Genomic DNA, 21,447 nt, shown 5'->3' on the forward strand with positions numbered 1-21,447 from the left:
CTGATCCTGGTCTGAGAGGCCTGTCGATCGACCGCAAGGGTTGCAAGACCCTTGCGGTTTTTTTGTTGTGGCTGCTCAGCCGCGGCGCAGGGCCAGCAGCCGGCTCCGGCTGTTGTGACCGCCCAGGTAGGTGGGCGCCACCGCCGCCACGGCGGCGGGCCGGATGCCCAGGTCCATCAGGCCGGGCCACTGGCCGCTGGCCACGTTGTCGACCGACATGGCGTCCAGGTTGTCGCGGCTCATCAGCGGTTCGCCCGGGGCCAGTTCCATCATCAGCGCCTGCAACCGTCCGACCGCCATGGGCAGCGGCAGGATGGGGCGCTGGCGGCTGCCGAAACGGCCCGCCAGGCGAACCAGATCGGCCAGCGTGAGCACGGCGGGCCCGGCGCATTCATAGGTCTGACCCACGCTGCTGCGGGGCAGGCCGCTGTCCTTTGCGCAGGCCACCACAGCGCTGGCCACGTCTTCCACCCACACGGGCTGGAAGCGCGCCTGGGCGCCCGCCAGCGGCATCACGGGAAACACCGCCTGCAATTGCGCAAACAGGTTGAGGAAGCGGTCGCCGGCACCGAAGATCACGCTCGGGCGCAGGACGCTCAGGTCGAGCTCGGCGGCGCGCAACAAGGCTTCGCCGCGGGCTTTGCTGCGCTGGTACCGCGAAGGGCTTTCCGCGCTCACGCCCAGGGCGCTCACATGCACCACGCGGCGCACGCCGCTGGCAACACAGGCCCGGGCCAGCTTGGCGGGCAGCTCGACGTGGGTGCGCTCAAAGGCGGCTTCGCTGCCGTGCAGGATGGCCACGAGGTTGACCACCACGTCGTGGCCGGGCAGCAGCCGCGTGAGCGCGGCTTCGTCGTGCACATCCGCTTCGATCACGGTCAGACCCGGCAGGTGCTGGATGGCGCTGGCGTTGATCGCGCGCCGCGTGGGCACGGTGATGTGCCAGCCCTCGCGTTGCAGCTTTTCGCAGACGTGGCGACCGACAAAGCCGGTGCCTCCAAGGATGAGGGCGTTTTTCAAAAGGGGGATCTCGGTCGGGTCAGGGCAGGTCGGTGTTGACAGGGGCGGCGGTGGCGCGCGGACCGACGGTCCCCAGGCGCGAGCGCAGCGATTGGGGTTGACCGGTGAGGATCGCGGCGTAGGTCGTGGTGTTGGCGAGGACCTTCTGCACGTAGTCACGCGTTTCGTCGAACGGGATGTTTTCGGTCCAGATGTCGCCATCGAGCACGGGGCCTTCGCGCCAGGCGCGCGAGCGGCCGGGACCGGCGTTGTAGGCCGCGGCGGCCAGGGGCAGCGAGCCTTCAAAATCATCGAGCGCAAACTTCAGGTAGGCCGTTCCGATGGCGATGTTGGTGTCGCGGTCGGTGATGTGGTGCGGGCGGAAATCGGTCAGGCCGATCTTGCGGGCGGTCCAGCGCGCCGTGGCGGGCATCACCTGCATCAGGCCCGAGGCACCGACTCCGGAACGCGCGTCGGTCACGAAGCGGCTTTCCTGCCGGATCAGGCCGTAGACGTAGGCCGGGTCCAGCCCGATGCTGCTGGCCCGCTGCACCACCAAGCTCTGGAAGGGCATGGGAAAACGTTGGGCATGGTCCTCGGCCTGGGGGGTGCGCAGGCTGGTGTTGATGCAGCGGTCCCAGACACCGTTCTGGCAGGCGAGCCGGGCCGCGGCCAGCAGCTCGCGTTCGCCCATGCCGCCCGGTGTGTGCAGGCCCACGCTGTAGTTCCATTCGCGAACGCCTTCGCTGCGCAGGCCCAGGCGCATGGCGGTGAGCGCGCGCTGCAGGCCGGGGTGTTGTGTCGCTGCGGCCATTTCCGCTTCTGTCACAGGCGCGGGAGGTGGAGGCACCACCACGGCACGCCCCAGCGCTTCGAGCGCCAGCTGTTCGTGAAAGCCGCGCACCGAAGCGATGCTGCCCAGGAGTTCGCGTGCCTGCGCCGTGGCGACGATGGCGTCGGGCTCGCGCAGCGCCAGGATCGCCCGGGCCCGCCAGTACACCCAGGCCGGCTGCTGGCGCTGGGCCTCGCTCATGGCCCCGATGGCGTCGCGCACATGGCCCCAGGCGCCCGCGCGCAAGCCGGCGCGCGCCTTCCAGGCCAGGTGCTCGTCGTGCATGTGCTGGTCCTGCCCGTTGACAAAGTGCGCCAGCGCCTCGGGCTGCAGCTTCCTCGCCGCCCGCCGGCCGATCACGCCCCAGGCCCAGCTGCGCTCTTCCTGGGTGAGCTGCGCAACCCAGCGCTTGTTGTGCATCTCCTGCGCCGCAGTGGCAGGGTCGCTGGCCGCCAGCCGGATCGCGGCGAGGGTCACCAGCTCCTTGGTCCGCGGCCGGAAGGCGGTGAACTTGTCCTCCAGGTAGGCGGCCGGGTTCCGGATGATGGATTCCAGAATGGGCACCGACTCCGGATCGAGCAGGGCCACAGCCTGGGTCGCCGCGCGCGGCTTGTTGGCGTCGAGCGCCAGGCGGGCACGCTGCCAGGCCGTTTCGGGCGTGAGGTGACCGCTTGTCAGAAAGGCCTGCGCCGCTGTGGCACATCCGTCTTCGGCGTCGGGTTGAGCCAACCAGCGCTGAGCGGTCTGTCGCGCCGCCTCGTCGGCGGGCCGGCGCCGGGCCGCGGCATCGAGCAGGAGGGCATAACACTGGACCTGCGGGTCGTCGTTCATGCGGTAGCGTGGCAGCTCGGCTTCGAAGTTCGCCCAGTCGCGGGTTTTGCCGAGATGCAGCAGCCAGTCGTTGCGCAGGCGGTCTTCCCAGTAGGTGCCGGCCATCTGCGCCAGGGCGTTGCGGATATCTTGTGGGGCGCTGGTCTCCAGGCGGGCCTTGATGGCCCAGTAGCGGGCCAGCGGTTCGAGCGCATGGCCGCGGACTTCCGGCAGCAGCGTGTCGAGCGCGGTGGTGTTGTTGCGACGGAAGGCGTCGCGCATGGCCAGCAGGGCCGCGTCGGCAGGTGTCTGCGCCCAGGCCGCACCCTGCAGCAGCAGCGCGGCCATAATGGTCACAAGACCCTGTTTCATGCTTCCCAGTTTCATGCGTCGATTATGGACAACAAAGAACTTCCGAGTGCCTCTGAGAACCTTGTCCAGCCTGCGGAGGGCAGCAAAGCCGCGTGGCGAAAACGCCTGATCGACAAACGGCAGAATCTGGCCGATCGCGCCTGGCGCAACGACCTGCTGCAACGGGTCATGCGCGTCTGGTTGATCGAGCGGCCCGACGCCATCATCGGCGCCTACTGGCCGATCAAGGGTGAGTTCGATCCGCTGCCCGCGCTGTTCCGCTGGCAGGAAGCGGGTCTGGAAGAAGACGCGCAGGGCGCCCAGAAACACCGCCGCATCGGCCTGCCGGTGGTGAACAAGGTGGACAAGACGCTCACCTTCTACACCTGGTACCCCGGCTGCCCGATGGAAGAAGACGCCTACGGTATTCCCAAGCCGAAAGACACCGAGATCGTGGTGCCCACGCTGATCTTCGTGCCCTGTGTGGGCTATGGACCGGGTGGTTACAGATTGGGCTATGGCGGTGGCTTCTACGACCGCACGCTGGCTTCACTCGATCCCAAACCCTTCACTGTCGGGCTCGGTTACGACTTTGCCTACGTGCACGACCTGAAACCCGAGATCCACGACGTGCCGCTGGACGCCATCCTGTCCGATACGGGAGTGGCACACCCCCTGCGCGGCTGACGCCGCTTCCCCCTCTGTGGCACGCCTTCGGCGCTTCGAGGGGGACGCACCTTGTGGCCGGGCGAAGCCCGCTCCACGGGTGCCCTGGATGCGGGCACGTGCTCCGGAGAAGTCGCGCTGGCCTTTCGTTGTCAGGGGTGCTCGGCGTTGGCGTGCACTTCGCTGATGCGCTTTTCGCGCCGCACCAGATACAGGCCGCTGCCCACGATGATGGCCGCGCCCAGCCAGGTGTGCGAGGCCGGCAGCGTCTGCCACACCAGCCAGTCCAGTCCCACGCCCCAGGCCAGGGCGGTGTATTCGAACGGCGCCACCGCGGAGGCCTGGCCGTGGCGGAAGGCCTCGTTGATGGCCAGCTGGCCCAGGAAACCGGTGACGGCCAGCGCCAGCAGCAGGCCGGCGTGTTCGAGCGACACCGGCACCCAGTGCGGCGCGGCGAGCAGGCCACCGCCCACCGACATGAACACCATCATGGTGAGGATCATGCTTTCGCTGCTGTCGGTGCGGCTCACCAGCCGGCCCGCCACCGCCGCCACGGCGTAACACAGCGCGGCGGCGAGCACGGCCAGGCCGCCCACGGTCACGAAGCCGGCCTGCAGCGTTTCACCGCTGGGCCGCAGGGCGACCAGCACACCGCCGAAGCCGGCGGCAATCGCCCACCAGTGCGCCTGGGGCACGCGCTCCTTCAGCACCGGCACCGACAGCGCGGTGATCAGCATCGGCGCGATGAAGAACAGCGTGTAGGTGGCCGACAGCGGCAGTTCGCTCACGCCGCGTGTGAACAGCGCCAGCATGGTGATGCCGAGGCAGCCGCGCAGGATGTGCAGCGACCAGCGCAGCCGGCGCAGCGTGTGCCAGCCGCGGCGCCACTGGATCCAGGCCAGCACCAGGGGCAGGGCGGTCGCCCCGCGCAGGCAGGCGATCTGCAGCGGCGGGTAGTGGCCCGAGAGCGTCTTGAGCACCGCGTCCATGAGCGCAAAAAACATCACCGCCAGCAGCATGTTGACGATGCTGCGCAGGTTGCCGGCGGCGTGGAGGGCTTGGGTGCTCATGAAGATGAAGAAAAAGGCACGAAGTCTGCCTGAAAGAGAGGGGTCATCAAGGCACCACACATGGCCCAGCCGAAGGGGCCGCTACCCAGCAAACGCCGAAGATCCGGCTCCGCCGGTCCCCGGGCGTGGTCCCCTGGGGGCCGAGGCTCGGAGCCTGCCTGCGCAGGCCTGGACAGCCCGAGGAAGCATCGGCTCTGACGATGCTGCGGCCTGCAAGGCGCGCGCAGCGGCGCAGGGGGGTCAGTCGATGTGATCCACCGTGTCCGGATCGGGCACGTCGCCGATTGCCTGGCGCGTCTGCTCGGCCTGGGCCAGCAGCCAGTCGCAGAAGGCTTTCACCTCCGGGCGCTGCACGCTGCGCGGCGCCACCACCAGCCAGTAGACCAGGGGCGAGTCCATGCGCATCTGCGGCAGCGGCTCCACCAGGTCGCCACTGGCCAGGCTCTCGGCCACCAGCGGCAGCCGCGCCAGTGCCACACCCTGACCGGTGAGCGCGGCCTGCACGATCTGGTGGGCGTAGTTGAAGTACAGCCAGCGTTGGGGCGTGAACTTGGCCTTGGTCGCGCGCGGTCCGCCAGCCGTTTTGGGCCTGGCCGATGGGGCCGGAGCGGCGGCGTTGGCAAAAGTGTCCAGCCAGCGCTGCCAGGTCAGCCATTCGAGGTGGCGCGTGCGGTGCGCGTCGCCGGCTTCGATCAGCGTGACCTGGGCCAGGTCCTCCAGCCGTTTGATGCGGTGTTCCTTGAGCAGCCAGGGGCTGGCCACGGGCGTGAGTTGTTCGCCAAACAGTCGGACCGCTCCGGCCGGCATGGCTTGGGGCACCGCATAACGCAGCGCCAGGTCCACATCGGCGGTGCTCAGGTCGACCGCCACGTCGGACGCGTCGATGCGGATGTCGATGTCCGGGTGATCGCGCTGGAAGGCCTCGAGCCGCGGGATCAGCCACATGGAAGCGAACGAGGCCCAGGTGGTGATGGCCACGCTCTTGCGCCCGGCGCTCTGGCGGATCTGCCTCACCGCCGCATCAATGCGTTCCAGCGCCATGCCCGCCGCGCGCAGCAGTTGCGAGCCCGCGCTGGTGAGCTCCACCGCCCGCGTGTGGCGCAGGAAGAGCGCGGTGCCGACCTCGTCTTCCAGCGCCTGGATCTGCCGGCTGACCGCACTCTGCGTGAGGGAAAGCTCCTCGGCGGCGGCGCGGAAATTCAGGTGGCGCGCCACGGCGTCAAAGGCGCGCAGGTGGCCGGCCGAGATCGGGCGGGTGCGGGGATGGCTGGCGGGAAGCGACATGGCCGGGTCCTTGGGATTGATGCGATAACCGAATCAATAGCTTATCCCCATTTCATTGGACGGCTGGACGCCGCGGCGGGAAGATGGCACCCGTGTTGATGCCACTGGAGAACCGTATGTCACACCCCGCTGCTTCCCTTTCCGCCCGCTGCGCCGCCATCGGCAGCTGGCGACTGCACCCCGGCCACGCCATGAGCCTGAGCCCGAAGAACACCGCCGTGCTGCGCATCTTCTGCGGCCAGGTCTGGGTGACGCTGGGTGGCCCCTACCAGGGCGCCCTGAACGAGCAGGGCGACAGGTTCCTCGGTCCCGGCGACGTGCTGGCCGTGCCGGCCGGTGCGAGTTTGGTCATGGAGCCGGTCGCGACCCCCGGCGACACCGGGCCGGTGCATTTCGACTGGTCCGACGCCGCGGCGTCGGCGTCCCCCAGCCGCTTCGCCCGCGAGGTGGTGTCGCCCACCCGCGAGCTCGGTGCGGCACTGGGGCAGGCCGGTGTGGCCACGGCGCGCGTGCTGCGGGGCCTGCTCGGCTACAGCGAGTACCTGACGGCCGGACGGGGACGGGTGCTGGGCCCGTACGAAGCCGGGCACTGGTGAGCCGGGGGCGGCCAGTGCCAGCCCAAGCCGGCCGCTAGCGTGCGGAGGACTTTTTGCGCTGCGGTGCCGGCTTGCGAGCCGCCACCGCAGCGCCCAGCGCCAGCCGGGCCCAGGGCGCCATCAGCGCGGGCGATTCCAGCGCGTCCTCGGGTGGCGTGTGGTAGTGCAGGCGCATGGTCTTGCCCTTCGCCTCGTACTGAAAAGGCCGTCCGCCCGCCGCCAGCCACTGGGGTCCGGTCTCGGCGTTGGTCTTGAGGAACAGGGTGTCCCAGGCAATGATCGCCACGTTCATGCCATCCACCGACAGCCCATAACCCCCGAACATGCGCGTGGCCTTGCACGGGCCCAGGCAGGACAGCAGCTCGCAGGCGTGCAGCACGAAGGGATCGGTGATGGGTCTGGTGGCCATGGGTGCATCGTACTCAGTGATGCCAGCCTGGGGCACGGGTGGGACAATGTCCGAATGGCGAGACCGAAATCAGCTTCCCACGACCTCAAGCGCGAAGAAATCCTCGACGTGGCGGCGCAGTGCTTCGCCCAGCAGAGTTTTCCCGCCGCGAGCATGAATCACATCGCCACCGCCTGCGGCACCAGCAAGGCGCGGCTCTACCACTACTACGAGAGCAAGGAAGCGATCCTGTTCGACCTGCTCGACCGCTACACCCAGCGGCTGCTGGCGCTGATCGGCGAAGGGGAGGCCCGCGCGCAGCGCAAGAACCTGAGCGAGCGCGACGCCCTGAGCGAGCTGGTGCGCGCCTTTCTCTCGGAATACGAAAGCTCGGCCACGCGCCACGTGGCACTGGTGTCCGACACCAAGTTCCTCGGCGAGACCCAGCGCGAACTCATCCTCAACCGCCAGCGCGACGTCGTGGCCGCCTTCACGCGCTTTCTCAAACGCGCCTACCCCGAGCGCGTGACGCCCGCGAACCAGACCGCGCTCACCATGATGCTGTTCGGCATGATCAACTGGACCTTCACCTGGCTGCGCCCGGGCGGGGCCATGAGTTACGCCGCTTTTGCCGACGAGGTGGTGGCCGTTCTGGAGAAGGGTTTGGCCGGATGAGTCCCAGTGTTTCACAGGGATATTTGTTTACTTATTCGTAATTGATTTCGTTTAGTTAAAATCTGTCTGTTTGCCGATCTGCGCAGCCGACACCCCACAGGAGACTCCTTATGAGCAAAGCCTTCGCCTCCCAGGCCGACCTGGAAGACAAAAAGATCACCTTTGAACAGCTCAGCCCGCATTGCTGGGCCTACACCGCCGAGGGCGACCCGAACTCGGGCGTCATCATCGGTGACGACTTCATCATGGTCAGCGACGCCACCGCCACCCCCGCCATGGCGCGCGACCTGATCAAGCAGATCCGCACCGTGTCCGACAAGCCGATCAAGTACGTGCTGCTCACGCACTACCACGCGGTGCGCGTGCTGGGCGCCAGCGCCTACTTTGCCGAAGGGGCAACCGAAATCATCGCCAGCCAGGGCACGCTGGAGCTGATCCGCGAGCGCGGCGCGCAGGACATGCAGAGCGAGATGGAGCGCTTCCCGCGCCTGTTCCGCGGTGCCGATTCGGTGCCCGGCCTGACCTGGCCAAGCATGGTGATCGGCGGCGGTGACCCCACCAAGGGCGAGAAGCCGGGCAAGCTGTCGATCAACCTCGGCGGTGTCGTGGTGCAGATCTGGAGCCCGGGCCACGGCCATACCCGCGGCGACACCATCGCCTGGGTGGAAGAAGAAAAAGTGCTGTTCAGCGGCGACCTGGTGGAATACGAAGCCGGCGTCTACACCGGCGACGCCCAGCTCGAAGAGTGGCCCGCCACGCTCGAAGCCCTGCGCGCGCTCCAGGCCGAGTACATCGTGCCCGGCCGCGGCGAAGCCATGAAGGGCAACGCCGACGTGAACAAGGCGCTGGACTACACCAAGCGCTGGGTCACCACCCTGTTCCAGGCCGGCAAGGAAGCCGCCGCCGCCGGCATGGACCTGAAGGCCGCCATGGCCCACACCCGCAAGAGCATGGACCCGGTGTTCGGCCAGGTGTTCATCTACGAACACTGCCTGCCGTTTGATGTGAGCCGCGCCTACGACGAAGCCAGCGGCATCAAGAACCCGCGCATCTGGACCGCCGAGCGCGACATGGACATGTGGAAGGCGCTGCAGGGCTGAGCCGCATACAACGCATGCCAACAAAAAAACCCGCCTTGGCGGGTTTTTTGTTGCGGAGGCCAGTGCAGCGGCGCTGTTACTGGGCTGTGGTCGTGGTGGTTGCCGTCCCGGTGGTGGGTGTGGTGGAGGTCTCCGTTGCCACCGGGCTCGCCGGCTTCACCGTCACCGGCTGTTCCGCCTCGGCCACGCGGCCGGCACTGTCGGTCACGGTCAGGGTGATGGTGTATTCGCCCGGCTCGTCGTAGACGTGATCCACCTGCGCGCCCTGGCCCTTTTCGCCATCGCCGAAGTCCCATGCGTAGGACGCCACGACCGTGTCCTCGGGCACGTTGGAGACGACCGTGCCCGAGCCGTCCACCGTGAAGCTCTCGCCCGCTTCCGGTGTGGTCGGATCGATGTCGATCACCGGAATGGGCAGGCAGCCGGCCAGTGCCACGGCCAGCAAGCCGGCCAGGAACAGCTTGAAGGTGCGATGGTGTTTCATGGGCTGAACTGGGGTTGGGTGAATGCTTTCAGCGATGCCTGGACGCTATTGGGTTCCCGATGCGTTCCGCTTGTCAAGTGGGTGGATCGCCGGGCCTGTGCGCTGTTTGGCGGCGGTGTCTGCCTTGGCTCGCTGCTACCATGCGGCAGCTTCACATTCCCGAGTTCTCACGATGACGCAGGCACCCTGTCCGTTCCAGTCTGTTGGTGCCCGCTCTGCAGCCTGCGCCGTGGCGGTGTGTCTGACCCTGGCGGGGTTCCTGTCGGGCTGTGCATCGAAGGGTCCGCCGCCTGCCTTCGAGGCTGACGTGGTCGATCCGACCGCGCTGTCCGCGCCGCTGTCGGACAGCGCCGCGCTGCAGCGGGCGGCTCAACGGCTGCTGAAAACCCCCTCGACCCAATCCGGTTGGACGGTGTTTCCCATGCCCGGCAAAACCTTCTCTCCGTTTGAGCCGGTGCACCACGCGGGCCGGGAGGCGCTGCGCGTGCAGGCGAGCAGCTCCGTGAGCGTCCTGCGCCAGCGCATGGAGCCGGCCCTGCCCTCGGTGGGTCGCCTGTCGTTCGCCTGGACGGCCGATGCTTTGCCGATCACCGTGGATGCGGAGCATGGGAGGCGGGACGATGCGGCGGTTAGGGTGTTGCTCAGCTTTGATGGCGACCGCAGCCAACTTTCGCCGCGCGTGCACCGCTTGTCGGAGATGAGCCGCCTGCTCACCGGTGAGGACTTGCCTTACGCCACGCTCGTGTACGTGTGGAGCGATGCGTATCCCCCGGGCACGGTGCTGAAGAACTCGCGCACCGACCGCGTGCGCAAGCTGGTGCTCGACTCCGGCCGCCAGCACCTGGGACAGTGGAGGGATCACGAACGCGATGTGCGGGCCGATTTTGTCCACGTGTTTGGCGAGGAACCCGGGCCGTTGCTGTCGGTGGGGCTGATGACCGACACCGACAACACCCGCAGCCGGGCGCAGGCCTGGTATGGCGCGCTGCGGTTGCAGTCGGCCGCCCCCTGAGTGCCTGGCCCTGGTCAGGCGCGCGCGTATGCACCCCTCTTTCGTCCCCCGATCGCCATGAACCACAGCGCCACCGACTGGGGCATCGTTGCCGTCTTTGCCACGGTCTACCTGGGCATGTTCCTGGGCGGCCTGCCGCGCCTGAAGCTGGACCGCTCGGGCGTGGCCCTGCTGGGCGCCATCGCGGTGATCGCGCTCACCGGTCTGCCGGTGGAAGACGCGGCGCGCGCGGTGGACCTGCCCACCATCGTGCTGCTGTTCGCCTTCATGGTGGTGTCGGCCCAGATGCGGCTGGGCGGCTTCTACACCGAAGTGACGCGCCGCGTGGGTGCCATGCCGCTGTCGCGCGCCGGGCTGCTTGCGGCGCTGATCTTTGTGGCGGGCGCGCTCTCGGCCGTCTTCTCGAACGACATCGTCTGCCTCGCCATGACGCCGGTGGTGGCGCGCCTGTGCCTGCAGCGCGGGCTGAATCCGTTGCCGTTCCTGATCGGCCTGGCTTGCGCGGCCAACATCGGCTCGGCCGCCACGCTGATCGGCAACCCGCAGAACATGCTGATCGGCTCGGTGCTGCAGCTGCACTTTGGTGACTACCTGCGGCAGGCGCTGGCGCCGGTGGGCATCAGCCTCGCGCTGTTGTGGCTGTGGCTGGCGTTTGGCCCGGGGGCTCGGGTCGGCGCGGCCGAACTGAACCGCCCGCTGGGCGTGGACGTGCCGCTGGAAGACGCGCCCCCGTTTGACCGCTGGCAGACCGCCAAAGGGCTGGCCGTGGCCACCGCGCTGATGGGCATCTTTCTCTTCACCGACTGGCCGCGCGATGTGGCCGCGCTGGTGGGCGCGGGCGTGCTGCTGCTCAGCCGCCGGCTGCATTCTTCGCACGTGATGGGCTTCGTGGACTGGCAGTTGCTTCTGCTGTTCATCGGCCTGTTTGTGGTGAACCACGCGTTCGAGACCACGGGCCTGGCGGCCGAGGCCGTGGCCTGGCTGGCGGCGCAGGGCCTGCACCTCACCGACCCCGATGCCCTGCTGGTGCTGGGCGTGGCCTTGTCCAACCTGGTGTCCAACGTGCCGGCCGTGATGCTGCTGCTGCCACACCTGGGCGCCAACGCCAGCGAGGCGGGCGTGATGCTCGCGCTGGTGAGCACCTTTGCCGGCAACCTGCTGCTGGTGGGCTCGATCGCCAACCTGATCGTGGCCGACCTGGCCGCCAAACAGGGCATCACCCTCGACTGGAAGCAGCATGCGCTCACCGGGATTCCGGTGACCTTGGCCACGCTGGCGGTGGTGTGGGGCTGGATGCGCTGGGGTAGCTGACCCCCCACGCTCCGCCGCTGCGCGGGTCGCTGCCCCCCGTGGGGGCTGGCCTTGCTTGGGGCGGCCCTGCGCTGCGGCCGGTGTCTAGTGGATCGACGACAGGAACTGCTGCAGTTCCGGCGTTTCCGGGGACCCGAACAGCTTGGCCGGCGGACCCATCTCGTGCACGCGCCCCTGGTGCATGAAGATCACGCGGTCGCTCACCTTGCGGGCAAAGCCCATCTCGTGCGTGACCATCAGCAGGGTCATGCCCTCGTCGGCCAGCGACTCCACCACACGCAGCACCTCGCCCACGAGTTCGGGGTCGAGGGCGGAGGTGATCTCGTCGCAGAGCAGCACGCTGGGCTCCATCGCCAGCGCGCGCGCGATCGCCACGCGCTGCTGCTGGCCGCCGGAGAGCTGGTCGGGGAAGGCGTCGAACTTCTCGCCCAGGCCCACGCGGTCCAATAGCTGACGCGCCTTGGTTTCACCGGCGGCGCTGTCGGTCTTCTTCACCAGACCGGGCGCGAGCATCACGTTCTTGCCCACGCTCAGGTGCGGGAACAGGTTGAAGTTCTGGAAGATCATGCCCACGTGCTGGCGCAACTCGCGCATGGCCGCCGCGTTGCCGTGCAGCAGCGGCTGGCCGTCCACGCTCAGGCTGCCGGACTGGAACACCTCCAGCCCGTTGATGCAACGCAGCAGCGTGCTCTTGCCCGAGCCACTCTTGCCGATGATGGCGATCACCTCGCCGGGCTTGACCTGCAGATCGATGCCCTTGAGCACCTCGTTGCTGCCGTAGGACTTGCGCAGCTGGTGGATGTCGACGATGGGGCTGGCGGCGGTTTTCACGGCGGCTGATTCCGCGATGGCTTCAACGGTTGACATTCATCTTCCTTTCCAGGGAACGCGCACAGAGGCTCACAGGGAAGCACAGCGCAAAGTACAGAAGGGCCACGCAGCTGTAGACCAGGAAGGGCTGGAAGGTGGCGTTGGTGATCATGGTGCCGGCCTTGGTGAGTTCAACGAAGCCGATCACCGAGGCCAGCGCCGTGCCCTTGACGACCTGCACCAGGAAGCCGACGGTGGGCGCGATGGCGATGCGCGTGGCCTGCGGCAGGATCACGTGGCGCAGTTGTTCGCCAAAGCTCAGCGCCAGGCTCTGCGCCGCTTCCCACTGGCCCTTGGGCACGGCGGCCACGCAGCCGCGCCAGATCTCGACCAGGAAAGCGCTGGTGTAGAGCGTGAGCGCCACGGCAGCGGCCATCCAGGCCGAGGTGTCCACACCAAACAGCGCCAGGCCGAAGTAGGCCAGGAACAGCTGCATCAGCAGTGGCGTGCCCTGGAACAGCTGCACGTAGCCGGCTGTGAGGCGCTCGGCGCCGGGCCAGCGCGCGGTGCGCGCCACCAGCAGGGCCAGGCCCACCAGGCCACCGCCGATGAAGGCGATCAGCGAGAGGCCCACGGTCCAGCGCGCGGCCAGCAGCAGGTTGCGGAAGATGTCCCACAAAGAAAAGTCAACCACGGCGTCCTCCGAACAGGTATCGCGGGCCGGCCCAGTTGAGCAGCGCGCGCACTCCCACCGACAGCAGCAGGTAGATGCCGGTGGCGATGATGAAGGCCTCGAAGGCGCGGAAGTTGCGGCTCTGGATCAGGTTGGCTGCGAAGCTGAGTTCTTCGGTGGAGATCTGGCCGCAGACCGCCGAGCCCAGCATCACGATGATGATCTGGCTGGTGAGCGCGGGCCACACCTTCTGCAGCGCTGGCGGCAGCACCACGTAGCGGAAGGTCTGCAGTTTGGAGAGCGCCAGACTGGCGGCGGCTTCGAACTGGCCCTTGGGCGTGGCCTCGATGCCGGCGCGGATGATCTCGGCCGCGTAGGCGCCGAGGTTGATCACCATCGCGATCACCGACGCGGTCTCGGGCGTCAGCTTCACGCCCGCGGCGGGCAGGCCGAAGAAGACGAAGAACAGCTGCACGATGAAGGGCGTGTTGCGGATCAGTTCCACATAACTGCCCACCACCCAGCGCAGCCACAGCGGGCCGCTGCTGCGCGCCCAGGCGCAGAGCGTGCCCACCAGCAGGCCGATCACGGCCGAGATGGCGGTCAGGCCCAGCGTCCAGAGCACGCCTTTGGCGAGCAGCGGCCACTGCAGCAGCACGGCGATGAAGTCGAATTCGATGCGCATGTGTGTGCCCTCAATGCGTCAGGGGGTGCGAAGGTCGATTCGCCGCCGGGCCGCCCCAAGGCGAATCAGCCCCCCTGGGGGGCAGCGACCCGCGCAGCGGTGGAGCGTGGGGGCTTGTTTCATTCGGGCAAGGTGCCAGCGGGACGGCCCAGCCACTTCTTCGCCAGCGCATCGATCTCGCCCGATTTCTTGGCCGCGATGATGATCTCGTTCACCTTCAGGCGCAGCGCATCTTCACCCTTGGCCACGCCGATGAAGTTGGGGCTGTCCTTGAGCAGCAGCTTGTACTCGGCGCCCAGCTGCGGGTTGCGCGCCATCATGTTGCCGGCTACCGAAGCGCCGGTGGCGATGAGCTGGGTCTGGCCCGAGACGAAGGCGGAGACGGTGGCGTTGTTGTCTTCGAAACGCTTCACGTCGGCGGTGGCGGGTGCGAGCTTGGTGAGTTCCTGGTCTTCGATGGCGCCGCGGGTCACGCCGATGGTTTTGCCCGCGAGGTCGGCAAAGCCGGTGACCGTGAGCGACTTGGGCGCGAACACGGCCTGGAAGAAGGGCGAGTAGGCGGCGGTGAAGTCGATCACCGCCAGACGCTCGGCGTTCTTGCCCAGGGTCGAAATGACGAGGTCGGCCTTCCGGGTCTGCAGGTAGGGGATGCGGTTGGCGCTGGTCACGGGCACCAGTTCGACCTTCACGCCGAGCTTGCTGGCGATCAGTTTGGCGGTGTCGACGTCCAGGCCCTGGGGCTGCAGGTCGGTGCCGACGAAGCCGTAGGGCGGGAAGTCGGTCGGAATGGCGATCTTGATGGTCTTGGCCTTCATCACGTCGTCGAGCGCGGTCTGGGCGTGGGCAGCGCCCAGGCTGGCGAATGCGCCGAACGCAACGGCAGTGGCAAGAAACAGGCGTTTGGTGGTCTTCATAACAAGCTTCCTAGGTAGGTTTCGGGGGCGGGGTGGGAGGGAACTTTGGCGGCCGCGCGACCCTTGGGGGCGCGTGGTGCCGGGGAGAGCGGAGCCAGCGCTTCGCGCAAGCTGGCCAGCGGGTCGTTGGTCGGGGCCAGGCGCAAGGCGGCCTGCACCTGGCCGATGTGTTCTTCCATCAGGCGCTCGGCCTCGGCGGTGTCGCCGCGCGCCAGCGCTTCGACGATGGCCACGTGGTCCTGGCAGGACTGCACCGCGTCGTGCGTGCTCTGGTAGAGCATGGCGATCAGCGTGGTGCGCGCGGTGTAGTCGCGCAGCGTGTCGGCCAGCAGCTGGTTGCCCAGGCATTCGGCCAGGCAGACATGGAAGTCGCCCAGCAGGTAGCTGCGCTGGCCCACGTCGTCGCCCTTGAGCGCGTCCTGCTCGCGCTTGAGGTGTTGCTTCAGCCGTTTGACCGCGGCCTTGTCCACCGGGCCGGTGCGGCGGATCAGGCCGGTCTCGATGACGCGCCGTGCCTCGAAAGCCTCACGCGCTTCGTCGTGCGAAGGCTGCACCACGTACCAGCCGCGGCGCGAGCTGACGGTGACGATGCCGCGCGTGGCCAGGCGCACCAGCGCCTCGCGCACCAGGGTGCGGCTGCAGTCGAACAGCATCGAGAGGCTCTGCTCGCCCAGGCGGGTGCCGGGAGCGAGGCGCTGCGCCAGGATGGCTTCGATGATGCGTTGGGCGATGTCGGTGGAGCTGACCATGGAAAAAACCTTTGTGGGTTGCTTCCGTGCGAATTCCGTGCCATGGCCATACCAGTCTTGTATGCAAGTTTGGCGCTCCAGACTTGTGCGCCGGGCGGTCAAAAACCGGCTAGGCGCACCACAAGTGCTCAGCAGGTGGCGCCGCGGTTCCTGTTCTGGTGCCTGGCCGGCCGGCGGGCCTCAGAGCGCTCCAGCCAGTGCGCGCAGGTCGTCCTGATAGGACTGCAGCGTCTGCACCGCGCGGGCGCGCTGTGCGGGCGTGGTGCTGTTGTGCAGGGTGGCGAACTGGGCGCAGCCGCTCTGCACCAGTTGCTGGCTGTAGGCGTGGTAACCCGGCGTGGGCGAGGTGGTGATGCGGGCCATGAGGTCGCGCACCGACTGGGCGGCCTTCGACGGATTGGCCTGGGCCTGGCGCACGGTCTGCAACTGGTCGGCCTGCCGGCGCTCGCGCTCGGCCTGGGTGCGCAGCGGGTCCCAGGGGGAGCGTTGCAGCTGCTCGCGCACCAGCGATTGCTGGGCCGGGGTCAAGGGGCCATACAGGCGTTCATAGCGTTCGATGGCACGTTCCAGACGGCGATCCAGCCGCTGCTCGGGGCTGCCCTGCAAAAAGTCTTTCTCGAAGGTCTGGTTGCTCTTGCGGTGGTGGCGCTCCAGGTGGTCGAGCTGCGCGGGGCTGAGCTGCAGCGCCAGTCGGGCCAGGGGCTCGACGCTGCGCTCCAGCACGGTGTTGAAGCGCGCGCGCACGGTGTCGAACTCGCCACAGGCCTGGCTCGCGTCGAGGTCCTGCGGGGCCATGCGCTGCCAGCGGCGCAGCAGATCGGCGTAGTCGGGCAGCTCGCTGCTGCGGTGCCACTGGAACAGTCCGTCGATGTCTTCGCGCACGCGGGCCGACTGGCTGTTGTCGAAATCCACGTGGCTGTCGAGCCACCAGTAGGTGAGGTTGGGGCCCTGGCTGTAACCCAGGCGCAGCGTGCTGCAGGCGGCCAGGCCGATCACCAGGGTCAGAGCCACCGCCAGCCGACCGACCCGCACGGCGATAATGCCCGGCTGACAAGCGCCCGCCAGCAGGCTGCGCAATCTTTCCCCAGCAGAGGTGTTCATGTCGTTCCCAGTGGATGTGGTGGTGATGGCGGCCGGCAAAGGCACGCGCATGAAGAGCCAGTTGCCCAAAGTGTTGCACCGATTGGGCGGGCGTGCACTGGCCCAGCACGTGATCGACACGGCGGCGCGGCTATCGGCGCGTTCGGTGGTGGTGATCACCGGCCACGGCGCCGGGCAGGTCGAGGCCGGTCTGCATGCGCCAGCGGGCGCCACGCAGCTGAAATACGTGCGCCAGGAGCCACAGCTCGGCACCGGCCACGCGGTGCAGCAGGCCGCCCCCGCGTTGCCGGACGACGGCGTGACGCTGGTGCTGTCGGGCGACGTGCCGCTGACCCGGTCCGAGACCTTGCAGGCGCTGCTCGACCTGTGCGCGGGCGAGCGGATGGCCTTGCTCACGCTGGACATGCCCGACCCCACCGGCTATGGCCGCATCGTACGATCGGCCGACGGCTCGGTGCAGGCCATCGTGGAGCACAAGGACGCCAGCGAAGCCCAGCGCGCCATCACCGAGATCTACAGCGGCATCATGGCCGTGCCGACGCGGCTGCTCAAAGGCTGGCTGGCGCGGCTGGACAACCAGAACGCCCAGGGCGAGTACTACCTGACCGACGTGGTGAAGTTCGCCGTGGGCGATGGCCTGGGCGTGCAGGCGCACCGCATCACCGACGCGGTGCAGGTGGCGGGCGTGAACAGCCCGCTGCAGCTGGCCGAACTGGAGCGCGCCCACCAGGGGCGGGTGGCCGAGGCGCTGATGGAGCAGGGCGTGCGCCTGGCCGACCCGGCACGGCTGGACGTGCGTGGCGCGCTGGTGTGCGGTCAGGATGTGGAGATCGACGTCAACTGCGTGTTCGATGGCCAGGTCTCGCTCGGTGACGGCGTGCGCATCGGGGCGAACTGCGTGATCGCCAACGCGGTGATCGAAGCCGGTGCGGTGATCCATCCCTTCACCCACATCGACGGCGAGAAGCTCGGTGTGCGCGTGGGGCCGGGTTCGCTGATCGGGCCGTTTGCGCGCCTGCGCCCGGGTGCGCAACTGGGCGCCGAGGTGCACATCGGCAACTTCGTGGAGGTGAAGAACAGCACGCTGGCCGCGGGCGCCAAGGCCAACCACCTGGCTTACCTGGGCGACGCCACGGTGGGCGAGCGCGTGAACTACGGCGCGGGCAGCATCACCGCCAACTACGACGGCGCCAACAAGCACCGCACCGTGATCGAAGCCGACGTGCACGTGGGCAGCAACTGCGTGCTGGTGGCGCCGGTCACCATCGGCGCCGGGGGCACGGTGGGTGGTGGATCGACCATCACCAAGGACACGCCGCCGGGCGGCCTGGCGGTGGCACGCGGCAAGCAGGTGACGGTGCCCAACTGGCAGCGCCCGGCGAAGACAAAATCCTGAGCGCCTGAGCCCGATCAGGCGCGATGGCGCTGGGTGGAGGGGCGCTGCCGGGCTTGCCGGTCGCTGTCTTCATCACCCAGCTCCATCAGGCCGCTCAAGCCCATGACCTCCGAATCGCGAAAACCGGTTGCAGGGTAGAGCTGGTCAAATTCCGAAAACTTCGACTCCAGCTGCTGGCGCACACTCTCGGACTCGTTCGCTTCCTTCGGTATGGGTTGGGGCAGCATGGCAAAGTCCAGCTGCTTGCGGAACTCGCTGGGCGAAGGCATGCGGTGGATGCCGTTCTTGAGGAAGAGGAAACGGACCCCCGCGGTCTTGAGGATGCGGTTCTTCATCTTCACCTGGTGGGCCTTGGCCTTGGCGTTGCTCAGGTGGTATTGCTCGATGTCGAACGCGAACATGGGTCGGCCGTCCTGGCCGCAGACCACGAAGTCCACCCGCTGCTGGGCCAGCCGCTCCATGGCGCGCTGGCGGTCGGTGGCACGCCGGATGGAGAGCATGTCCTTGAGCTTCACCTGGGGCAACACGACCTGCCCGGGGAAGGTGTCGTGAAGGTAGTCCAGCATGGCGACCTGCTCGGGCGTGAGGATGCGTTCTGGCGTGTACCGGTCCTCCCGACCCGAGGACTTGCGCGCGAAGCGCCGATAAGCCCAGACACCCAGTCCCACCAGGGCCAGGGCAATCATGAATGCGATCCAGAGTGGGAACATGCAACCTCCAATGTGACAGCCGATTGTTTTTTTTGAGCCGTCATTTTAGGATTCTGTAGTCACAAATTGCTACATAGAACGCCTTGTTACTTATTGTCGGCGTGATTGCTTCGCAAGGGAAGTGGCAGGCGGGGATCGAACTTGGCGCGCTTGACGCTGAAGAAGGCCTTCACGTTGCGCACGTTGGCGTCGCTGGTGAACAGGCGCTGGGCGAGCGCCAGATAGCCCGGCATGTCGGGCGTGTGCACGACCAGCATGAAGTCCGGCCCCGGGCTCACGCGGTAACACTGCTGCACGGCGGCTTCGGCCACGGCGCGGCCTTCGAACGCGTCCAGGTGTTCAGCGCCCTGGCGTTCCAGCGTGATCTCCAGCAGCGCTGTCAGGCCGTGACCCGTCGAAGCGGCCAGGCGGTCGGGGCTGAGCAGGGCCACCTGCCGTTCGATCAGCCCGAGCTGCTTCAGCCGCTTGATGCGCCGCAGGCTGGTCGGGGGTGACACATGGGCCAGCCCCGCCAGGGTCTGGTTGCTCAGAGAGGCGTCGGTCTGCAGCAGATCCAGCAGGCGCCAGTCGGCTTCATCCATGAAATCAGATTCCATAGTTTATGTATGTATGGTCGAAATAACGATGATTGTTGTCGAATGAAATTTTAGGTTATCTTAGTCAAATTATTGGTCATTAATTTCTTGCATGACTCGGTAGCATCGCATCTTCTTGGTGTGTCTGGAGACCGATATGTGTGGCATCGTGGCGGGGGTTTCGGGGCGTGATGTGATCCCCGTGCTGGTTCAGGGTTTGCAGCGGCTGGAATACCGCGGTTACGACTCCTGCGGTGTGGCGGTGCACACGGGGGGCTTGCAGCGCGCGCGCAGCACCGCGCGCGTGGCCGAACTGATCGAGCAGGTGAAGCTGGAGGCCATCGCCAGCGGTACCGGCATCGCCCACACGCGCTGGGCCACCCATGGCGCGCCCGCCGTGCACAACGCCCACCCGCATTTCAGCCACGGCCCCGGGAACAGCTCCACCAACGGCACGGCCGGCCGCGTTGCGCTGGTGCACAACGGCATCATCGAAAACCACGACGAACTGCGAGCCGCCCTGCAGGCCAGGGGTTATGTGTTCGAGAGCCAGACCGACACCGAGGTCATCGCCCACCTGATCGACTCACTGTACGAAGGCGACGTCTTCGCGGCCTTGCAGGCCGCGGTGGCGCAATTGCACGGTGCCTTTGCGCTGGCGGTGTTCCACAAGGACGAGCCGCACCGCGTGGTGGGCGCACGCGCCGGTTCGCCGCTGATCCTGGGTGTGGGCGATGGCGGTCAGGAGCACTTCCTGGCCAGCGACGCCATGGCCCTGGCCGGCGTGACCGACCAGATCGTCTACCTCGAAGAGGGCGATCTGGTGGACCTGCAACTGGGGCGCTACTGGGTGACCGATGCCCAGGGCCGCAGTTTCGACACCACCCAGCGCCCGGTGAAGACCGTGCACGCGCACAGCGGCGCGGCCGAGCTCGGCCCTTACCGCCACTACATGCAGAAGGAAATCTTCGAGCAGCCGCGCGCCATCGGCGACACGCTCGAAGGCGTCGCCGGCATCACGCCCGAGCTGTTCGGCGACGGCGCCTGGCGCGTGTTCAAGGACATCGACAACGTGCTCATCCTCGCCTGCGGCACCAGCTACTACAGCGGCTGCACGGCGAAATACTGGCTGGAGAGCATTGCGAAGATCCCCACGCAAGTGGAAGTGGCGAGCGAATACCGCTACCGCACCAGCGTGCCCAACCTGCGCACCCTGGTGGTCACCATCACGCAAAGCGGCGAGACCGCCGACACCCTGGCCGCGCTGCGCCACGCGCAGAGCCTGGGCATGAAACACACGCTGACCATCTGCAACGTGGCCACCAGCGCCATGGTGCGCGAATGTGAACTGGCCTACATCACCCGCGCGGGGGTCGAGATCGGCGTGGCCTCCACCAAGGCGTTCACCACCCAGCTCGCCGGCCTGTTTTTGCTCACGCTGGCGCTGGCCCAGGTGCGCGGTCACCTGAGCGAGGAGGCCGAGACCGAACACCTCAAGGCCATGCGCCACCTGCCCGTGGCGTTGCAGGCCGTGCTGGCGCTGGAGCCGCAGGTGATCAGCTGGGCCGAAGACTTCGCGCGCATGGACAACGCGCTGTTCCTCGGCCGCGGCCTGCACTACCCGATCGCGCTGGAAGGGGCTCTCAAACTGAAAGAGATCAGCTACATCCACGCCGAGGCCTACCCGGCCGGCGAACTCAAACACGGCCCGCTGGCCCTGGTCACCAGCGCCATGCCGGTGGTCACCGTGGCGCCCAACGACACCCTGCTGGAAAAGCTCAAGAGCAACATGCAGGAGGTGCGCGCGCGCGGCGGCGTGCTGTATGTGCTGGCCGACGCCGACACCCGCATCGGCAGCAGCGAAGGCATCCACGTGATCCGCATGCCCGAGCACTACGGCGCGCTCAGCCCCATCCTGCATGTGGTGCCGCTGCAGCTGCTGGCGTACCACACGGCGCTGGCGAAGGGGACGGATGTGGACAAACCCAGAAACCTCGCAAAGTCGGTCACTGTCGAGTGATGAGCTTGGAGGGTTCGCACCGCATGTTCTTGACAATTAAAGTCGAAAACACGTTATTAAAGTCGTAAACATCTTTGGGTGCATTTCTTCGTCGTAGTCGAAGTCCTTCAAGACGGCGAACTCCGCGAACAAGTCGGAACGGATCTCGCCAAGGACACGCAGACTAGGTCGGTGACATCTTCGATGGACGTAGCCAACTGCCGGTTCCATTTCCTCCTCGTCCACCTCGACGACAA

At 67.4% G+C, this 21,447-nt stretch carries 22 protein-coding genes; 8 read left to right on the top strand and 14 right to left on the bottom strand.

The features are described 5' to 3' along the window. Positions 1 to 75: 75 nt before the first annotated feature. Both AC0GNO_RS22245 and AC0GNO_RS22250 read right to left on the bottom strand, forming a co-directional pair. Complete coding sequence (locus AC0GNO_RS22245) at positions 76 to 1,020, bottom strand: complex I NDUFA9 subunit family protein (protein WP_472905546.1); 945 nt, start codon at positions 1,018 to 1,020, stop codon at positions 76 to 78. Between the two features lie 19 nt (positions 1,021 to 1,039). Next, on the bottom strand, positions 1,040 to 3,013 hold the full coding sequence (locus tag AC0GNO_RS22250; protein WP_472905547.1) for a lytic transglycosylase domain-containing protein: 1,974 nt from the start codon (positions 3,011 to 3,013) through the stop codon (positions 1,040 to 1,042). A gap of 24 nt (positions 3,014 to 3,037) precedes the next feature. Between AC0GNO_RS22250 and AC0GNO_RS22255 the strand changes: the two genes are divergently transcribed. Next, positions 3,038 to 3,679, top strand: coding sequence for a 5-formyltetrahydrofolate cyclo-ligase (locus tag AC0GNO_RS22255; RefSeq protein WP_472887008.1), 642 nt, complete (start codon positions 3,038 to 3,040; stop codon positions 3,677 to 3,679). A gap of 131 nt (positions 3,680 to 3,810) precedes the next feature. Here the strand turns inward: AC0GNO_RS22255 and AC0GNO_RS22260 are convergent, their stop codons facing one another. After that, positions 3,811 to 4,728 carry a DMT family transporter gene (locus AC0GNO_RS22260; RefSeq protein ID WP_472905548.1) on the bottom strand — a complete coding sequence of 306 codons (918 nt, stop codon included), beginning with the start codon at positions 4,726 to 4,728 and terminating at the stop codon, positions 3,811 to 3,813. Positions 4,729 to 4,968: 240 nt separating this feature from the next. Further along, the gene (locus AC0GNO_RS22265; protein WP_472887010.1) at positions 4,969 to 6,012 is read right to left on the bottom strand and encodes a LysR substrate-binding domain-containing protein; all 1,044 of its coding nucleotides are present in this window, start codon (positions 6,010 to 6,012) and stop codon (positions 4,969 to 4,971) included. A 116-nt stretch (positions 6,013 to 6,128) separates the two neighbouring features. On the opposite strand from AC0GNO_RS22265, the gene AC0GNO_RS22270 reads away from it, so the two are divergent. Further along, positions 6,129 to 6,608: a DUF2917 domain-containing protein gene (locus AC0GNO_RS22270; protein WP_472905549.1), complete on the top strand. Its 480-nt coding sequence runs from the start codon at positions 6,129 to 6,131 to the stop codon at positions 6,606 to 6,608. Positions 6,609 to 6,642: 34 nt separating this feature from the next. Here AC0GNO_RS22270 and AC0GNO_RS22275 read toward each other — a convergent pair whose 3' ends face one another. Beyond that, positions 6,643 to 7,017 carry a TfoX/Sxy family protein gene (locus AC0GNO_RS22275; RefSeq protein WP_472905550.1) on the bottom strand — a complete coding sequence of 125 codons (375 nt, stop codon included), beginning with the start codon at positions 7,015 to 7,017 and terminating at the stop codon, positions 6,643 to 6,645. A 54-nt stretch (positions 7,018 to 7,071) separates the two neighbouring features. Here AC0GNO_RS22275 and AC0GNO_RS22280 point away from each other — a divergent pair, with 54 nt between their 5' ends. Together AC0GNO_RS22280 and AC0GNO_RS22285 are read left to right on the top strand one after the other, a co-directional pair. Continuing rightward, positions 7,072 to 7,671, top strand: coding sequence for a TetR/AcrR family transcriptional regulator (locus tag AC0GNO_RS22280; protein ID WP_472905551.1), 600 nt, complete (start codon positions 7,072 to 7,074; stop codon positions 7,669 to 7,671). Between the two features lie 110 nt (positions 7,672 to 7,781). After that, complete coding sequence (locus tag AC0GNO_RS22285) at positions 7,782 to 8,771, top strand: MBL fold metallo-hydrolase (RefSeq protein ID WP_472905552.1); 990 nt, start codon at positions 7,782 to 7,784, stop codon at positions 8,769 to 8,771. 76 nt (positions 8,772 to 8,847) lie between these two features. On the opposite strand, the gene AC0GNO_RS22290 is transcribed toward AC0GNO_RS22285, so the two are convergent. Further along, on the bottom strand, positions 8,848 to 9,255 hold the full coding sequence (locus AC0GNO_RS22290) for a PKD domain-containing protein (protein ID WP_472905553.1): 408 nt from the start codon (positions 9,253 to 9,255) through the stop codon (positions 8,848 to 8,850). Positions 9,256 to 9,427: 172 nt separating this feature from the next. On the opposite strand from AC0GNO_RS22290, the gene AC0GNO_RS22295 reads away from it, so the two are divergent. Together AC0GNO_RS22295 and AC0GNO_RS22300 are read left to right on the top strand one after the other, a co-directional pair. Next, complete coding sequence (locus tag AC0GNO_RS22295; RefSeq protein WP_472905554.1) at positions 9,428 to 10,267, top strand: DUF3047 domain-containing protein; 840 nt, start codon at positions 9,428 to 9,430, stop codon at positions 10,265 to 10,267. Positions 10,268 to 10,324: 57 nt separating this feature from the next. Further along, a complete protein-coding gene (locus AC0GNO_RS22300) occupies positions 10,325 to 11,578 on the top strand; it encodes an anion transporter (RefSeq protein WP_472905555.1) in 1,254 nt (417 codons plus the stop codon). 84 nt (positions 11,579 to 11,662) lie between these two features. On the opposite strand, the gene AC0GNO_RS22305 is transcribed toward AC0GNO_RS22300, so the two are convergent. The 6 genes from AC0GNO_RS22305 to AC0GNO_RS22330 all read right to left on the bottom strand — a co-directional run bounded on the left by AC0GNO_RS22305 (position 11,663) and on the right by AC0GNO_RS22330 (position 16,510). Beyond that, positions 11,663 to 12,445 carry an amino acid ABC transporter ATP-binding protein gene (locus AC0GNO_RS22305; protein WP_472905556.1) on the bottom strand — a complete coding sequence of 261 codons (783 nt, stop codon included), beginning with the start codon at positions 12,443 to 12,445 and terminating at the stop codon, positions 11,663 to 11,665. After that, on the bottom strand, positions 12,432 to 13,082 hold the full coding sequence (locus AC0GNO_RS22310; RefSeq protein ID WP_472905557.1) for an amino acid ABC transporter permease: 651 nt from the start codon (positions 13,080 to 13,082) through the stop codon (positions 12,432 to 12,434). Before AC0GNO_RS22310 ends, AC0GNO_RS22305 begins: the two co-directional genes overlap by 14 nt. Next, the gene (locus AC0GNO_RS22315; RefSeq protein ID WP_472905558.1) at positions 13,075 to 13,746 is read right to left on the bottom strand and encodes an amino acid ABC transporter permease; all 672 of its coding nucleotides are present in this window, start codon (positions 13,744 to 13,746) and stop codon (positions 13,075 to 13,077) included. Before AC0GNO_RS22315 ends, AC0GNO_RS22310 begins: the two co-directional genes overlap by 8 nt. A 119-nt stretch (positions 13,747 to 13,865) precedes the next feature. Continuing rightward, positions 13,866 to 14,660 (bottom strand): transporter substrate-binding domain-containing protein, encoded by a 795-nt coding sequence (locus AC0GNO_RS22320; protein ID WP_472905559.1) that lies wholly within the window; start codon positions 14,658 to 14,660, stop codon positions 13,866 to 13,868. Continuing rightward, complete coding sequence (locus AC0GNO_RS22325) at positions 14,657 to 15,409, bottom strand: GntR family transcriptional regulator (protein ID WP_472905560.1); 753 nt, start codon at positions 15,407 to 15,409, stop codon at positions 14,657 to 14,659. Before AC0GNO_RS22325 ends, AC0GNO_RS22320 begins: the two co-directional genes overlap by 4 nt. Before the next feature lie 180 nt (positions 15,410 to 15,589). Then, a complete protein-coding gene (locus AC0GNO_RS22330; protein ID WP_472905561.1) occupies positions 15,590 to 16,510 on the bottom strand; it encodes a DUF6279 family lipoprotein in 921 nt (306 codons plus the stop codon). On the opposite strand from AC0GNO_RS22330, the gene glmU reads away from it, so the two are divergent. Beyond that, on the top strand, positions 16,509 to 17,906 hold the full coding sequence (gene glmU / locus AC0GNO_RS22335) for a bifunctional UDP-N-acetylglucosamine diphosphorylase/glucosamine-1-phosphate N-acetyltransferase GlmU (RefSeq protein WP_472905562.1): 1,398 nt from the start codon (positions 16,509 to 16,511) through the stop codon (positions 17,904 to 17,906). The genes AC0GNO_RS22330 and glmU overlap by 2 nt on opposite strands. 14 nt (positions 17,907 to 17,920) lie before the next feature. On the opposite strand, the gene AC0GNO_RS22340 is transcribed toward glmU, so the two are convergent. Together AC0GNO_RS22340 and AC0GNO_RS22345 are read right to left on the bottom strand one after the other, a co-directional pair. Continuing rightward, on the bottom strand, positions 17,921 to 18,616 hold the full coding sequence (locus tag AC0GNO_RS22340) for a DUF2726 domain-containing protein (RefSeq protein WP_472905563.1): 696 nt from the start codon (positions 18,614 to 18,616) through the stop codon (positions 17,921 to 17,923). A gap of 86 nt (positions 18,617 to 18,702) precedes the next feature. After that, entirely contained in the window at positions 18,703 to 19,212 is a 510-nt protein-coding gene (locus tag AC0GNO_RS22345; protein WP_472887020.1) for an Lrp/AsnC family transcriptional regulator, read from the bottom strand. Between the two features lie 136 nt (positions 19,213 to 19,348). On the opposite strand from AC0GNO_RS22345, the gene glmS reads away from it, so the two are divergent. Beyond that, positions 19,349 to 21,211 carry a glutamine--fructose-6-phosphate transaminase (isomerizing) gene (gene glmS / locus AC0GNO_RS22350; RefSeq protein ID WP_472905564.1) on the top strand — a complete coding sequence of 621 codons (1,863 nt, stop codon included), beginning with the start codon at positions 19,349 to 19,351 and terminating at the stop codon, positions 21,209 to 21,211. Positions 21,212 to 21,447 lie beyond the last annotated feature (236 nt).

It is taken from the genome of Hydrogenophaga sp. L310 (assembly GCF_055703065.1).

Coding starts and splice junctions, on each gene's coding strand:
- AC0GNO_RS22250 (WP_472905547.1), bottom strand. CDS start 3,013: ATGAAACAGGGTCTTGTGACCATTATGGCCGCGCTGCTGCTGCAGGGT.
- AC0GNO_RS22255 (WP_472887008.1), top strand. CDS start 3,038: ATGGACAACAAAGAACTTCCGAGTGCCTCTGAGAACCTTGTCCAGCCT.
- AC0GNO_RS22260 (WP_472905548.1), bottom strand. CDS start 4,728: ATGAGCACCCAAGCCCTCCACGCCGCCGGCAACCTGCGCAGCATCGTC.
- AC0GNO_RS22265 (WP_472887010.1), bottom strand. CDS start 6,012: ATGTCGCTTCCCGCCAGCCATCCCCGCACCCGCCCGATCTCGGCCGGC.
- AC0GNO_RS22270 (WP_472905549.1), top strand. CDS start 6,129: ATGTCACACCCCGCTGCTTCCCTTTCCGCCCGCTGCGCCGCCATCGGC.
- AC0GNO_RS22275 (WP_472905550.1), bottom strand. CDS start 7,017: ATGGCCACCAGACCCATCACCGATCCCTTCGTGCTGCACGCCTGCGAG.
- AC0GNO_RS22280 (WP_472905551.1), top strand. CDS start 7,072: ATGGCGAGACCGAAATCAGCTTCCCACGACCTCAAGCGCGAAGAAATC.
- AC0GNO_RS22285 (WP_472905552.1), top strand. CDS start 7,782: ATGAGCAAAGCCTTCGCCTCCCAGGCCGACCTGGAAGACAAAAAGATC.
- AC0GNO_RS22290 (WP_472905553.1), bottom strand. CDS start 9,255: ATGAAACACCATCGCACCTTCAAGCTGTTCCTGGCCGGCTTGCTGGCC.
- AC0GNO_RS22295 (WP_472905554.1), top strand. CDS start 9,428: ATGACGCAGGCACCCTGTCCGTTCCAGTCTGTTGGTGCCCGCTCTGCA.
- AC0GNO_RS22300 (WP_472905555.1), top strand. CDS start 10,325: ATGAACCACAGCGCCACCGACTGGGGCATCGTTGCCGTCTTTGCCACG.
- AC0GNO_RS22305 (WP_472905556.1), bottom strand. CDS start 12,445: ATGTCAACCGTTGAAGCCATCGCGGAATCAGCCGCCGTGAAAACCGCC.
- AC0GNO_RS22315 (WP_472905558.1), bottom strand. CDS start 13,746: ATGCGCATCGAATTCGACTTCATCGCCGTGCTGCTGCAGTGGCCGCTG.
- AC0GNO_RS22320 (WP_472905559.1), bottom strand. CDS start 14,660: ATGAAGACCACCAAACGCCTGTTTCTTGCCACTGCCGTTGCGTTCGGC.
- AC0GNO_RS22325 (WP_472905560.1), bottom strand. CDS start 15,409: ATGGTCAGCTCCACCGACATCGCCCAACGCATCATCGAAGCCATCCTG.
- glmU (WP_472905562.1), top strand. CDS start 16,509: ATGTCGTTCCCAGTGGATGTGGTGGTGATGGCGGCCGGCAAAGGCACG.
- AC0GNO_RS22330 (WP_472905561.1), bottom strand. CDS start 16,510: ATGAACACCTCTGCTGGGGAAAGATTGCGCAGCCTGCTGGCGGGCGCT.
- AC0GNO_RS22340 (WP_472905563.1), bottom strand. CDS start 18,616: ATGTTCCCACTCTGGATCGCATTCATGATTGCCCTGGCCCTGGTGGGA.
- AC0GNO_RS22345 (WP_472887020.1), bottom strand. CDS start 19,212: ATGGAATCTGATTTCATGGATGAAGCCGACTGGCGCCTGCTGGATCTG.
- glmS (WP_472905564.1), top strand. CDS start 19,349: ATGTGTGGCATCGTGGCGGGGGTTTCGGGGCGTGATGTGATCCCCGTG.